The sequence below is a fragment of the Sulfitobacter rhodophyticola genome (genome assembly GCF_041281685.2).
Taxonomy (GTDB): Bacteria; Pseudomonadota; Alphaproteobacteria; order Rhodobacterales; family Rhodobacteraceae; genus Sulfitobacter.
On record NZ_CP166251.2, the window covers coordinates 3,054,510 to 3,067,838 of the forward strand.

Genomic DNA, 13,329 nt, shown 5'->3' on the forward strand with positions numbered 1-13,329 from the left:
CTTTCAGAGAGTTTTGTATAGCTTTGTCAGGTGCTTGACCGCCATTTCTAAACCATATGGCGGGTTGATGACGAACATGCCCGATCCGACCATGCCATGCCCCGGACGTGCCGGGGGAAAGCGCACTTCGTGGCGCAGGGCGTCCGGGTGTGCGTCGCCGAGCAGGCGCAGCATGGGGGTGTGGGCGGCGCTGGTCAGGATCGGGTACCAAAGCGCGATCACACCGACATTCCATGCCTTCGAGAGCTTAGCGATGTGGCGGGGAATGGTGGTGTAGTCCGTCTTCACCTCGTAGCTGGGGTCGACCAACATCAGCCCCCGGCGCGGGGTGGGCGGGGTCAGGGCAAAAGCCATCTCGAACCCGTCGCGGTGGTGGCATTTGACCGGGTAGGGCGACAGCGCCAGCGCAAGGGCCGCATGTTCCTGTGGGTGCAGTTCGGCGACATGCAGGCTGTCAGTGGGGCGCAGGAGCAGGGCGGCGACAAGTGGCGAGCCGGGATAGCTGCGCGCGCCGTTCTCTGTGTGGGTCTGGGACAGAACACGGGCGTAGGGGTGATCCGCATCAAACCAATCTGCCACCCTTTCAATGCCTTGCGCGGCCTCAAGCGTCTTGACCGCCTCGGTTGCGCCCAGATCGTAAAGCGCACGACCCGCATGAGTTTCGATATAGCTGAGCGGCTTGTTCTTGCGCGTCATGTAATCAAGCATCACCGCCAGCAGGCTGTGCTTGTGCACGTCCGCCAGATTGCCCGCGTGATAGATGTGTTGGTAGCTCAACATGCGCTTGGGTGTAGCGGATGGATGCGGCTGTGCAACGCCTAATGCGGGTAAGGGGACCTTCTGTGACACGCCGACGGACGACAACCCTGCGGAAATATGCTATGCCTGAACCCCGAGGCAGTCATCCGGACAGAAACCCAACCAACGGGAGGGTGAACAGATGATCATGCGGATTTTTCAGGTCATGACCAAAAAAGGGAAAGAGGAGGAATTCGCCGATTTCTTTCACAATACCGCTATCCCGCTGATGAAGAGCACCGACGGGATCGTTCAGGTCTTGCCGGGCGCGCCGCGCGCTGACAGCCCCAGGGAGTTCAGCTTTGTCATGGTCTGGAAGGATCTTGCGTCGCTCAAGGCCTTTGTGGGTGATGATTACAGATCGCCCCATATCGACCCCAGTGAGGCCGATCTGGTCGAGTATCGGACGATCAAGCATTACGATTTGGTGGAGTAGGGGTTTTGGGGTCTGACAACGCGCAAGAATACCGCGGCGCCTGCGGCTGTGGGCAGTTGACCTATCGGCTGTCGGCCGCGCCATTGATCGTGCATTGCTGTCATTGCAGGGAATGCCAACGGCAAACCGGATCGGCTTATGTCCTGAATGCGATCATCGAAGCGGATCAGGTACACCTGCAAGGAGAGACGACAGAGCACACCCTTTCAACGCCCAGCGGAAAAGGGCAGGTCATCACAAGGTGCGCAGCATGCGGGACGGCGGTATGCAGCAGCTATCTCATTCGGCTGGGAAAGCTGAAATACATCCGGGTTGGAACCCTTGATCAGCCGGAACTTTGCCCGCCGGACGTGCAGATATTCACGGCCAGCAAGCAGCCATGGGTCCCGCTGCGCGAGGATATCCCGCAATTCGAGGGTCTTTATGTCTTTGAGGAGGTCTGGTCCAAAGCCGCCTATGCGCGACTGACGGCCTTGTTTCCAGAGTGACCTGATCATTTGGGCTTGGCGCGATCCGGCCCTCACCCGAAAACGATGTTGTCGCGGCGGAGAGGCGAGAACGGGCAGATGAACGCCTGCCCATGGTCGGCGGAGCCCCGACAAGCCATTCACCCGGAGCCACCAGAAATCCAGTTGCGACAGGGGCGGATATCCGCCCGTTGCGGGGGCATGCCAACAGCTTGCTGGCCTGCTTTGATCTGTGCATCTTACCAAGGGTGGCGGGCGACCTGTCCGACCGCGATGGCCCTGCAACAAATGAAAAGGAACCGGAATGAAGCGCAAGTGTTCTGTATTGGCTGTGATGTTCTGTCTTCTTGGGTCTGCGTTGCAGGCGGAAATGATTGTCATCAACGGCAGGTATGTCGTCGCCAAGGAAGATGTTCGGGGATACTTTTACCGGCAGAGCAATCAGAAGACGGTTTTCGATGTCCGCTGGAGCGACTGGTCGACGCAATACATTTGCGAAGACCGCTATGACCGATCCAGGGTGGAAGCGGCAGCTCTGAACCTTGTGCTTGAGATCGCCGAGGTGAGGGCATTGGATTTTCAGGATTTTCTGGAAAGCGAAGGATTCGCAGGCTGCGAGAAATTCTAGGGTTTCACAGCGCGTTCTTCGACTGCTCCAACCTGTGCGTCCATGACAGTGGGCGGGTATCTGTGCTAGTCTGATCCCCGCACAGGGGATTGTACCTTGGAAAAGATCATCGCCCATGAACCCACAATCCGGATGGCCGCGTTTTTCAGCGTCCTGCTGGTCATGGCCCTGTGGGAAATCGCAGCCCCCCGCAGGCGGGTGGAGATTCCGCGGCTGGTGCGGTGGTCGAACAATCTTGGGCTGGTCGTGCTGGACGCGTTTCTGGTGCGACTGGTGTTTCCGGTTGTTGCAGTCGGTGCTGCGGTGGTGGCGCAGGACAACGGATGGGGCCTGCTGAACCAGATTGACCTGCCGGTCTGGGTCGGCGTGGTTCTTGCGGTTCTGGCCTTCGATCTGGCGATTTACCTGCAACATGTGCTGTTCCATGCGGTGCCCGCCCTGTGGCGGCTGCACCGGGTGCATCATGCCGATCTTGAATTCGACGTGACCACCGGGGTGCGGTTTCACCCGTTGGAAATCCTGATCTCCATGGCGATCAAGTTGCTGCTTGTTCTTGCGCTGGGTCCGCCCGCGCTGGCGGTGCTGATCTTCGAGGTGCTGTTGAACGCCACTTCGCTGTTCAATCACGCCAACCTGCGGTTGCCGGGCCGGGTCGATGCACTGCTGCGGCTGGTTGTGGTGACCCCGGACATGCACCGGGTGCATCATTCGATCATACCCTCGGAAACCAACAGCAATTTCGGCTTTAACCTGCCGTGGTGGGATTGGGTGCTGGGCACCTATCTGGCCCAACCCAGCGCAGGGCACAAACGCATGACCATCGGTGTCAAACAGTTCCGCACGCGCCGCGACCTTTGGCTGGACCGGCTTTTGGTGCAGCCCTTTCAGGGCGAGGCTTCGCAATATCCGATCAACAGGCGCTCCAAACGATCGGAGTGATCCGGTGCATTGTCGTCCGTTACCGCTGTGCGACGGATGCGTCTTAGACCAGTCGTGAGATTTCCTTCGCCGCGCGGATGAAATCCTTGAACAGCGGATGCGGGGCGAAGGGTTTGGATTTCAGCTCTGGATGGAACTGCACACCGATGAACCAGGGGTGATCTGGCCATTCGACAATCTCTGGCAGCTTGCCATCAGGTGACATGCCGGAAAATACCAGCCCTGCCTTTTCCAACTGGTCCTTGTAGGCGATATCGACCTCATACCGGTGGCGGTGGCGTTCGTCGATGGTCGTGGTGCCATAGGCGTCGGCGACGCGGGAGCCCGGCGTCAGCGTCGCGTCATAGGCACCCAGACGCATGGTACCGCCCTTGTCGTCACCGACTTTGCGTTCAACCTTGTGATTGCCCTGCACCCATTCCTTGAGGTGGTAGACAACCGGTTCGAACCGCTTCTTGCCTGCCTCGTGGTCAAATTCCTCCGACCCGGCGGTCTTCAGGCCCGCGACGTTGCGCGCGGCTTCGATGACGGCCATCTGCATCCCCAGACAGATGCCAAGGTAGGGGACCTTGTGTTCACGGGCGTATTGGGCGGCCTTGATCTTGCCTTCGGTGCCGCGTTCGCCAAAGCCACCGGGGACCAGGATCGCGTGGTAGCCTTCCAGATGCGGACCGACGTCTTCGGCCTTGTCGAAAATCTCTGCGTCGACCCATTCGATGCGCACTTTCACGCGGTTGGCCATGCCACCGTGGGTCAGCGCCTCCGCGATGGATTTATAGGCGTCTTCAAGCTGCGTGTATTTGCCGACGATGGCAACGCGCACTTCGCCTTCGGGGTTGTGGATGCGGTCATAGACGTCGTGCCAGACGCTCAGGTCCGGGCGTGGGGCAGGGGAGATTTCGAAGGCGTCCAGCACCGCCTGATCAAGGCCTTGGGCGTGGTAGGCGAGTGGGGCTTCATAGATCGACTTGAGGTCATAGGCGGCAACCACCGCTTCCTTGCGGACGTTACAGAAAAGCGCGATTTTCTCGCGTTCCTTTTCGGGAATGGGCTGTTCGGAGCGGCAGACGAGGATGTCGGGCGCGATGCCGATCGATTGCAGTTCCTTGACGGAGTGCTGGGTGGGTTTGGTTTTCAACTCTCCCGAGGCGGCAAGGTAGGGCAGCAGGGTGAGGTGCATGAAGATGCACTGCCCGCGCGGCTTGTCATGCGAGAACTGGCGGATGGCTTCGAAGAACGGCAGGCCTTCGATATCACCCACGGTGCCGCCGATTTCGCAAAGCATGAAGTCGACCTCATCATCGCCGACCTTCAGGAACTCCTTGATTTCATTGGTCACATGGGGAACGACCTGAATGGTTTTGCCCAGATAGTCGCCGCGGCGCTCTTTCTCCAGCACGGTGGAATAGATGCGGCCGGACGAAACGCTGTCGGTCATGCGGGCGGGCACCCCGGTGAAACGTTCGTAGTGGCCCAGATCAAGGTCGGTTTCCGCGCCGTCGTCGGTGACAAAGACCTCGCCGTGTTCAAACGGTGACATGGTGCCGGGATCGACGTTCAAATAGGGATCAAGCTTGCGCAGGCGCACCGAAAAGCCGCGCGCTTGCAGCAGCGCACCCAGCGCGGCAGAGGCAAGCCCTTTGCCGAGGGAGGAAACCACACCGCCGGTGATGAAGATATAACGCGCCATGCAAAAGAACCCCCGTGCCTTGGTGAGGCTGATGTCAGTGTTGAATTGGTTGGATAACACCCAGCCCAGAGCGCAGCGCCGCGACGCTGCCCACGGGATTAAAGGGTATCAGGATTCGGGCGGGGATGGCAAGACTGCACCGCAAGATGATGTTGCGTTTCGCAGCCCTGCATCAAGGTGTTGTGGGTATTGGCTTATTCCCCTGCGGGAACCAGCGGTGCGTTGCTGTCGGTGCTCGGGGGCAGCAGGCTTTCGCCGGAGGGCACGGTGCTGTCGTCGCTTGCCGGTGCGGTGACGGGTGCGTCGCTGAGCCGGTCGATGACGGAGGCACCTGCGGTGTTGCGTGCCACGATAATGGTAAGCGAGATCGACGTCACGATGAAGGCCGCGCCAAGAAGCCATGTCAGCTTGCCCATCGCCGTCGCGGGCGCGCGGCCCGACGTGCCGCCGGCACCCCCACCAATGCCAAGGCCACCCCCTTCGGAGCGCTGAAGCAGCACGGCCAGGATCAGGCCCATGGCCAGAAAAAGATGGATGATCAGCAGGACGTTTTCCATGGGTGGGTGCTCGTATGGTTGGCTTTGCGGCTATCTATGCGTCTTTGGCGGGTGGGGCAAGGGAGGATTGGCGCGCGTGGCAAGCTGCGTTGCCGATAGACAAGCGCCGGGGCTTGGGGCAGAGTTTGGCCCATGCCACATGATGCCCACGACCACGACGACCCGCACAGCCTGTTGCCCCCTGATCCCGCGCTGCGCGTGAAGGCGCTTGAGACGCTTCTGACCCGCAAGGGGCTGATCGACCCGGCGGCGCTGGATGAGATCATTGACACCTATGAAAACCGCATCGGGCCCCGCAACGGCGCGCGGGTCGTGGCGCGGGCGTGGCGTGACCCGGCGTTTCACGCGGCACTGATGGAGGACGCCACGGCCGTGGTCTCCGACATGGGGTTTTATGGCCGCCAGGGCGAACACATGGTGGCGGTGGAGAACACGGATGCGGTGCACAACATGGTCGTCTGTACCCTGTGCAGTTGCTACCCCTGGTCGCTGCTGGGCATACCGCCGGGCTGGTACAAATCCGACGCCTATCGCGCCCGCGCCGTGCGCGAGCCGCGCAAGGTGCTGGCGGAGTTTGGCGTGACGTTGCCGGACGCGACGGCGGTGCGGGTCTGGGATTCCACGGCGGAAGTGCGGTACCTGGTGATCCCGCAGCGGCCCGCAGGGACGGACGGGATGGATGAGGAGGCTTTGATGGCGCTGGTCAGCCGGGATGCGATGATCGGCACGGCATTGGCGGGCAAGGCGTGACCCGCGTCCACGACATGGGCGGGCGGTTCGGCGATGGCCCGGTGGTGCCGGAGGAAGAAGGGGTGATCTTCCATGCGGACTGGCATCCGCGGGCGCTGGCGATCACGGTCGCAACCGGGCCTTTGGGGCAATGGAACCTTGATATGTCGCGCCACGCGCGCGAGAGCCTGCCGCCGAAAGATTACACGCGGTTTTCCTACTATGAGAAATGGCTGGCGGGGCTGGCCAATCTGCTGGTGGAGAAGGGCGTCGTGACGGAAGGGGAGTTATCCGGGGATGAGGCGCCCACCCCCAGCCCGCTGGCCGATCGTGCCATGCGGGCCGAGCAGGTGGCGGGTATACTGGCGGCAGGCGGTCCGGCGAACCGGCCCAGCAATGTCGACGTGATGTTTGCGCCCGGTGATGAGGTTGTCACCCGCCGATGCCCGGAAAACGCGACTGTTTCAGGCGGCCACACGCGCCTGCCCGCCTATGCGGCGGGGGCGCGGGGGCGGATCCTGCGCCTGCACGGCACGCACATCCTGCCGGACAGCAACGCACACGGGCAGGGCGAAGCGCCCGAGCCGCTTTATGCGGTGGTGTTCGCGGCGTCGGAGCTTTGGGCGCATCAGGAGCATCCGGGCGACGAAGTGGTCCTGGATCTGTGGCAAAGCTATCTGGAGCGGGCGTGACCCGCCCCGACCCTGTCTTTGAAGCACCCTGGCACGCGCAGGTCTTTGCATTGACCGTGCATCTGAACGAGGCGGGGCACTTTGCCTGGGGGGATTGGGCGGAACGCTTTGGTGCGACGCTGAAGCGGCACGGTGTGGATCGGGAATTGAACGGCGGCGAGGATTACTTTGCCGCCTGGCTGGAGACGCTGGAGGGGGTTCTGGCGGAGATAGGGATGGCAGAGGCGGGCGATGTAGAGCGGCTGCGCGGCGCATGGGAGGCGGCATATCTGCGCACGCCGCATGGCGCGCCCGTGCATCTGGCGGAAGACGTGTGAACAGTTCTGGCGGATGACCCTGGTCTGCCCGCAATGAGCAGCGAAGCTGCATTCGATTTTATTTTTGCTGATGAGAGGGTTTTACCCTCTCAAACTCTCCCAGGTTTTTTGAACCATTTGGAAGGGGTAGCTGGGGCAGGCCGGGTGCTTACTTTCGGGTGAAGAGGCCTGCCTTGCGCAGGAAGCGTTTGAGGGCGCCTTTGCGGGGGATCCACGGCGTGATCTGGCGGCGGGTGCCTGCGAGGCGGTCGAATTCGTGATTGTCGATGATGCGTTCTGCGCAGCCGCAGCCTTCGCCGGTGGCGACCTTGTCGAAATAGAATTGTTCGAAGTTCCGGGGTTTGGGCGGTTGGCGCATTTTGGATCTCCTATTCGTCCACGTCATCCATGTCGGATTGTCCCGACAGCGCGCGGCGCACGTGGCTCCAGCTGAGGCCGACGCCCAGCACGAGACTGAGGGCAGCAAGCGCGAGCCAGACGTTGAAGCTTGAATTATCGAGCCTGAGCACGCCCAGATCGTAGAGCACCCAGAGCCCTGCGGCCACCACCGCCAGCACCAGCAGCATCCCGAAGGCACCGATGGAGCGCAAGGTGGCGCGCAGGTAGATGATGTATCCAATCAGCAGCAACAGGCCCAAAAGGACAGCGATGGAGAGATTCATGCCGCCGTAATCCGCGACCCAGTTGATGTAGTTGTATTGGGTCGGATTGAACGTGAGCGCCAGCAGACCGAAGGCGCAGACCCAGCGTACGATGAAACCCATCTGCTCTTTCCCTGTTTTGGGTCATTTATCCGGTGCGGGCCGCGCATGTCCATGCTGCGGCGCGGTTGGATGCGGCCGGGAGGTACATTTGGGGCTGACACTGCCCGGTGTTGGGAGGGTGGGCGTATGGCGCGCGGGGGGGGGGCGGTTTGGGTGGCTAAGCGCCGGTTGCGGCCGTGCCTTGAATGGCCACGGCGATCTTCACAAGACCCGAGTAAACAGCCCCGCCGACGATACAGGATCCGACGATGATCCCCACAAATACGAGTATTGAGCTTCCCATCACCTCGGTCTCCTGACTTCATGATTTGCGGCCGAAACTATTGTTCGGGGTGGGCCGAGACAACCCTGACGTAGGTCGCAGCAGTCGCTTTGGCCCCGACGCGCAGGATCTGGAACGCGTGTCGGTACCATTTGCCGGGTTCTGCTGAAGTCTTTTTCGTCGTGGCTGGCCAGCGAAGGACGGCTGCGGCGACGTTCGGTGAATTCAGGATCGGGGAGATTGACCGCTTCCACCTGCCCGACTTTCGCTTTTCGCCGCAGATAGTGAGAGATAGCGGGAAACAGGTGGTGGCCTTGGAAGGCCCCGGTGGATGTCAGGCACGAAGGCCGCTTTTCTGCTGCGCCGTCGTGAAGGGGTTTGAAGAGTACGGCAGGGGATTTTCATTGAATTGGGCTGATTTTCGATCCGGAAAGGGACGTTTTCTGGCAATCGGGCGACGTTTGCCTTGAACAGGTCTACACGGAGCGCGGAGATTTAGGTGTGACGATTCGTCGCGACATGGTATCATGCAGATCACCGGCGTTCGACCGGAGCACGATAAGGTCGGTCGGCGCCTCCCTGCATCTGAGAGGAGGCCTGCCAATGGCGAAGCCAGTCAAGACAATCGGAAACCCCTTGTCCTGGGTCATGCACGCAGTCGGCGATGCTTCGCATTATGCGAAGGATGCGGCGCACGAAATCGGGGGGGACGCAGACGCGAACGCGACCGTGAGGCAGCTGACCATCGAAGACCTGCAGATTGCGCTTCGCAAGGGTGCAGAGGATTTCGCGGCGCTGCGCACGGATGTGCTTTTTATCGTGCTTCTCTATCCCATTATCGGGATCTGTCTTGTGACCTTCGCCTTTCAGCGTGAACTGCTGCCGCTGCTGTTCCCGCTGATGTCAGGTTTTGCCCTGCTTGGCCCGATTGCCGCGGTCGGCCTTTACGAGATGAGCCGTTGCCGGGAGAAGGGAGAGCCTGCAGGTTTTCGCGTGGCGCTTGGCGTGATGGGGTCACCGGCCATTGGGGCGGTGCTGACCATTGGCCTGGGTCTGGTGCTGATGTTTATCGCCTGGATGCTGACGGCCTACCTGATCTTTGTGCTGACACTGGGTCCAGAGACACCTACCTCGGTGACAGGGTTCTTGCGGGACGTCTTCACGACGGGTCCGGGATGGCTGATGCTGATCGTCGGATGTGTTGTGGGGTTTGTTTTTGCCGCGGCGACACTTGCCATGACAGTGATATCGATACCGCTGGCATTGCACCGCCATGTCGGCGTGCCCGTCGCCATCGCCACATCGCTGGAGGTGACCAGAAAGAGCCCGGTGACCGTGGCGGTCTGGGGGCTGATCGTGGCGACCTTGTTGGCCGTCGGGACGATTCCGCTGTTCCTTGGGCTGATCTTTGCGTTCCCGATCCTTGGGCATGCGACATGGCACCTGTATCGAAGGGCGGTTTCCTGAGGGGCGTCATACCCAAGAATACCACCCTGCGGGGATCGGTGAAGTTCATCCGGAAAAGAGGACTGCGGCGCACCGATATTGCGGTGAGAATCCCCCTCGCACGGGATTTTTATTCATTTTTTTCAGCGCTGTGTAAGCAAGTTACCAAAAATTGAAAATCTGTGTTATGGTGCGGTGACTTGTCGCAGGCGAATGCCGCCGCGCCAAGCATCGATTGGGCTGAGGAAAGGCGGGTTATGTTCGTCGTTGTCGCTCTGGTTGCTGTTGTTTTTGGATCCATCCTGTTCCACCTGCTTAGTCCATGGTGGTGGACCCCTATTGCATCTAACTGGGGGTATATCGACGCAACCCTCGTCGTCACATTCTGGATTACGGGCTTTGTTTTCACGGCCGTCATCCTGTTCATGGCCTATTGTGTCTGGAAGTTCCGTCACAAGCCGGGACGGGTCGCCGTGTTCGATCCGGAAAACCGGCGGTTGGAGATCTGGCTGACCGTGGTCACCGGTTTGGGGGTGGCGGCGATGCTGGCCCCGGGGCTGATCGTCTGGAATCAGTTCGTGACCGTTCCGGAGGATGCGACCGACGTTGAGGTCTTCGCGCAGCAATGGTCCTGGGGGTTCCGTCTGCCCGGGGAGGACGGGCGTCTGGGGACGTCGGATGCGGCGCTGGTGGGGCCGGACAATCCGCTGGGGATCAATCCATTTGACCGGTTCGGGCAGGACGATGTCATCGTCGATTCCGGTGATCTGCACCTTCCGATCGGAAAGCCGGTGAAGATGGTCCTGCGATCTGTCGATGTCCTGCATAATTTCTACGTCCCGGAGTTTCGGGCAAAGATGGACATGGTGCCGGGCATGGTGACCTATTTCTGGTTTACGCCCACGCGCACCGGAGAGTTCGAGATACTGTGTGCAGAGCTGTGCGGGGTCGGTCACGGCTTCATGCGCGGCTACGTTCTGATTGACGAGGAACCTGAGTATCAGGCCTGGCTGCAGGAACAGCAGACCTTTGAAGAGTTCTTTGCGGCGCGGGATGTGCGGACGGTCAGCGTCGACCCCTGAGGTCGCACGCCACGGCAGCCTTGCCCGCGGATACGCGCCGCCTCGGTTCAGCTGAGAGGAGCATGAATGGCCGACGTCACATATCGCCCCGATGAACAGGTCCCCCCTGCAGAAGTGCCGGACGTTCATCCACCCCATCCGCAAACGTGGATCGGGCGGTGGGTGTTCTCTCAGGATGCCAAATACATTGCCATCCAGTATTCCGGTACAGCGATCGCGATCGGTGTCGTGGCGCTGGTCCTGTCATGGTTGATGCGACTTCAACTTGGCTTTCCGGACACGTTTTCATTCTCGGCTGAAGCCTATTACCAATTCATCACCATGCACGGAATGATCATGGTCATCTATCTGCTGACGGCGATCTTTCTGGGCGGCTTCGGCAACTATCTGATCCCGCTGATGGTCGGGGCTCGGGACATGGTCTTTCCGTTCGTCAACATGCTGAGTTTCTGGGTATACCTGCTCGCGGTCGTCGTGCTTGTCATCAGCTTCTTTGTGCCGGGCGGGCCGACCGGGGCGGGTTGGACGCTCTATCCGCCGCAGGCGATCCTGAGCGGGACACCGGGCGGGCAGGAGGCAGGCATCATTCTGATGCTGTTGTCACTGATCCTTTTCATCATCGGCTTCACCATGGGCGGGTTGAACTATGTCGTGACGGTCTTGCAGGCGCGCACCCGGGGCATGACGTTGATGCGCCTGCCCCTGACCGTCTGGGGGATTTTCACGGCGACCGTCATGGCGCTGCTGGCGTTTCCAGCCCTTCTTGTGGCTTGCATCATGATGCTGTTCGACCGGCTGCTGGGGACAAGTTTCTTCATGCCCACGCTGGTGGAAATGGGGGAGCAGTTGTCATATGGCGGCGGCAGTCCGATCGTGTTCCAGCATCTGTTCTGGTTCTTCGGCCATCCGGAGGTCTACATCGTCGCGTTGCCCGCCTTCGGCATCGTGTCCGACCTGATCAGCGTGCATGCGCGCAAGAATGTCTTTGGCTACCGCATGATGGTCTGGGCCATCGTCATCATCGGCGCGTTGTCCTTCATCGTCTGGGCGCACCACATGTACGTGTCGGGCATGCACCCCTATTTCGGGTTCTTCTTTGCCACCACCACGTTGATCATCGCGATTCCGACGGCGATCAAGGTCTATAACTGGCTGCTGACGCTTTGGCAGGGTGACATTCACCTGACCCTTCCAATGCTTTTTGCGCTTGGTTTCGTTGTCACTTTCGTCAATGGCGGGCTGACCGGGCTTTTCCTTGGTAACGTTGTGATCGATGTGCCGCTGTCCGACACGATGTTCGTTGTCGCACATTTTCACATGGTGATGGGTGTCGCGCCGCTGATGGTCATTTTCGGTGCCATCTATCACTGGTATCCCCTGATCACGGGCCGACTCATGAATGAAGCGATGGGCCAGATCCATTTCTGGGTCACCTTCGTGGGCACCTATGCGATCTTCTTCCCGATGCATTATGTCGGCCTTGTGGGTGTGCCGCGGCGCTACCCTGAAATAGGTGATCCTGCTTTCATCACGGCGCCGGTCGATGGGCTGAATGCATTCATCAGCATTGCCGCCTTCATCGTCGGTGCCGCGCAGATCATGTTCCTTTTCAACATGGTCTGGAGCGCACGGCACGGTCGGGACGCAGGCAGCAATCCCTGGCGTGCGGCGTCGCTTGAATGGCGGACACCGCACACCCCGCCGCGTCATGGGAACTGGGGGGATGAGCTTCCGCTGGTATATCGATGGGCCTATGACTACAGCGTGCCCGGCGCGCCCGAGGATTTCATCGCCCAGGATGATCCCTGGATGCCAAGGCCGGTGTCCCCATGACCGTGATACTCGCTTTTCTGGTGACGGTGATCGCGTTGGCGTTCTGGTGGTTGCTGCGGGAAGGGATCATGTCGAAACCCTGGCTTGAAACCGGAACGGTCGTGGAAACCGCAGGCTTACCGCCGTTCCCGGTTCAGCGTGTGGGGCTGGGCGTTTTTCTGGTTGTGATTGGATCGCTGTTTGCATTGTTCGGCAGCGCCTTCGTTATGCGGATGGACCTGGAATTCTGGTCCTCGCTAAAGCTGCCGCCGATTGTCTGGTTCAACACGGCCCTATTGGTCGTTGCCAGCGTGTTCCTGCGGCGCGCGGCATGGCGGGGCGAAGGGCGCGGGTTGCATCGGGATACGGCCATTGCCGGGCTGGCGACGGTCGCCTTCGTGATCGGGCAGCTTGCGGCCTGGCGAGAGTTGCATCTGATGGGCAATGGCCTCACCTCCGGTCCCGCCGCGAGTTTCTTTTACATGCTCAGCGGTCTGCACAGCCTGCATATCCTGGGCGGCATCGTGGCACTGGGTGTCCTGATGGCACGCCGGGAACACGATCCTGACCAGATCAAACTCAATACGGGGCTTTGCGCGGCCTATTGGGACTTCCTGCTGGTCGTATGGATCGGCTTGCTTTTGTTGTTCATGGGCTGGGCCAACCAGCTGCTCGACATCTGTCGCAGCGTTCTGACGTGAGGGATCATT

Annotated in this window: 16 protein-coding genes; 11 read left to right on the forward strand and 5 right to left on the reverse strand. The window is 60.5% G+C overall.

What is annotated here, in order from left to right; genetic code table 11:
- Nucleotides 1-3: 3 nt before the first annotated feature.
- Nucleotides 4-780, reverse strand: coding sequence for a 23S rRNA (adenine(2030)-N(6))-methyltransferase RlmJ (gene rlmJ / locus AB4X18_RS16080; protein ID WP_370401039.1), 777 nt, complete (start codon nucleotides 778-780; stop codon nucleotides 4-6).
- A 160-nt stretch (nucleotides 781-940) separates the two neighbouring features.
- Here rlmJ and AB4X18_RS16085 point away from each other — a divergent pair, with 160 nt between their 5' ends.
- From AB4X18_RS16085 to AB4X18_RS16100, 4 genes are all read left to right on the forward strand, one after another.
- Nucleotides 941-1,234: an antibiotic biosynthesis monooxygenase family protein gene (locus tag AB4X18_RS16085; RefSeq protein WP_432816793.1), complete on the forward strand. Its 294-nt coding sequence runs from the start codon at nucleotides 941-943 to the stop codon at nucleotides 1,232-1,234.
- A gap of 5 nt (nucleotides 1,235-1,239) precedes the next feature.
- Nucleotides 1,240-1,722 carry a GFA family protein gene (locus AB4X18_RS16090; RefSeq protein WP_370401041.1) on the forward strand — a complete coding sequence of 161 codons (483 nt, stop codon included), beginning with the start codon at nucleotides 1,240-1,242 and terminating at the stop codon, nucleotides 1,720-1,722.
- 283 nt (nucleotides 1,723-2,005) lie between these two features.
- Nucleotides 2,006-2,329 (forward strand): hypothetical protein, encoded by a 324-nt coding sequence (locus AB4X18_RS16095; protein WP_370401042.1) that lies wholly within the window; start codon nucleotides 2,006-2,008, stop codon nucleotides 2,327-2,329.
- Nucleotides 2,330-2,425: 96 nt separating this feature from the next.
- Nucleotides 2,426-3,268, forward strand: a complete 843-nt coding sequence (locus tag AB4X18_RS16100; protein ID WP_370401043.1) for a sterol desaturase family protein — start codon at nucleotides 2,426-2,428, stop codon at nucleotides 3,266-3,268.
- A gap of 43 nt (nucleotides 3,269-3,311) precedes the next feature.
- On the opposite strand, the gene AB4X18_RS16105 is transcribed toward AB4X18_RS16100, so the two are convergent.
- Nucleotides 3,312-4,958, reverse strand: a complete 1,647-nt coding sequence (locus tag AB4X18_RS16105) for a CTP synthase (protein WP_370401044.1) — start codon at nucleotides 4,956-4,958, stop codon at nucleotides 3,312-3,314.
- A gap of 194 nt (nucleotides 4,959-5,152) precedes the next feature.
- On the reverse strand, nucleotides 5,153-5,515 hold the full coding sequence (gene secG, locus AB4X18_RS16110; RefSeq protein WP_370401045.1) for a preprotein translocase subunit SecG: 363 nt from the start codon (nucleotides 5,513-5,515) through the stop codon (nucleotides 5,153-5,155).
- A 132-nt stretch (nucleotides 5,516-5,647) separates the two neighbouring features.
- On the opposite strand from secG, the gene nthA reads away from it, so the two are divergent.
- From nthA to AB4X18_RS16125, 3 genes are read left to right on the forward strand one after another with little or no spacing between them, the layout of a single operon-like run.
- Entirely contained in the window at nucleotides 5,648-6,265 is a 618-nt protein-coding gene (nthA, locus tag AB4X18_RS16115; RefSeq protein WP_370401046.1) for a nitrile hydratase subunit alpha, read from the forward strand.
- Entirely contained in the window at nucleotides 6,262-6,936 is a 675-nt protein-coding gene (gene nthB, locus AB4X18_RS16120; protein ID WP_370401047.1) for a nitrile hydratase subunit beta, read from the forward strand. The genes nthA and nthB overlap by 4 nt, the downstream gene beginning before the upstream one ends.
- Nucleotides 6,933-7,253 carry a nitrile hydratase accessory protein gene (locus AB4X18_RS16125; RefSeq protein ID WP_370401048.1) on the forward strand — a complete coding sequence of 107 codons (321 nt, stop codon included), beginning with the start codon at nucleotides 6,933-6,935 and terminating at the stop codon, nucleotides 7,251-7,253. The genes nthB and AB4X18_RS16125 overlap by 4 nt, the downstream gene beginning before the upstream one ends.
- Nucleotides 7,254-7,401: 148 nt before the next feature.
- On the opposite strand, the gene AB4X18_RS16130 is transcribed toward AB4X18_RS16125, so the two are convergent.
- The gene (locus tag AB4X18_RS16130) at nucleotides 7,402-7,611 is read right to left on the reverse strand and encodes a hypothetical protein (protein ID WP_370401049.1); all 210 of its coding nucleotides are present in this window, start codon (nucleotides 7,609-7,611) and stop codon (nucleotides 7,402-7,404) included.
- A gap of 10 nt (nucleotides 7,612-7,621) precedes the next feature.
- Nucleotides 7,622-8,017, reverse strand: coding sequence for a DUF6524 family protein (locus AB4X18_RS16135; protein WP_370401050.1), 396 nt, complete (start codon nucleotides 8,015-8,017; stop codon nucleotides 7,622-7,624).
- 865 nt (nucleotides 8,018-8,882) lie between these two features.
- Between AB4X18_RS16135 and AB4X18_RS16140 the strand changes: the two genes are divergently transcribed.
- The 4 genes from AB4X18_RS16140 (at nucleotide 8,883) to AB4X18_RS16155 (ending at nucleotide 13,320) form a co-directional block, all read left to right on the forward strand.
- Nucleotides 8,883-9,746, forward strand: coding sequence for a DUF2189 domain-containing protein (locus tag AB4X18_RS16140; protein ID WP_370401051.1), 864 nt, complete (start codon nucleotides 8,883-8,885; stop codon nucleotides 9,744-9,746).
- 236 nt (nucleotides 9,747-9,982) lie between these two features.
- Nucleotides 9,983-10,807, forward strand: a complete 825-nt coding sequence (locus AB4X18_RS16145) for a cytochrome c oxidase subunit II (protein ID WP_370401052.1) — start codon at nucleotides 9,983-9,985, stop codon at nucleotides 10,805-10,807.
- Nucleotides 10,808-10,873: 66 nt separating this feature from the next.
- Nucleotides 10,874-12,640, forward strand: coding sequence for a cbb3-type cytochrome c oxidase subunit I (locus AB4X18_RS16150; protein WP_432816794.1), 1,767 nt, complete (start codon nucleotides 10,874-10,876; stop codon nucleotides 12,638-12,640).
- Complete coding sequence (locus AB4X18_RS16155; protein WP_370401054.1) at nucleotides 12,637-13,320, forward strand: hypothetical protein; 684 nt, start codon at nucleotides 12,637-12,639, stop codon at nucleotides 13,318-13,320. The genes AB4X18_RS16150 and AB4X18_RS16155 overlap by 4 nt, the downstream gene beginning before the upstream one ends.
- The last annotated feature ends 9 nt before the right edge of the window (nucleotides 13,321-13,329 follow it).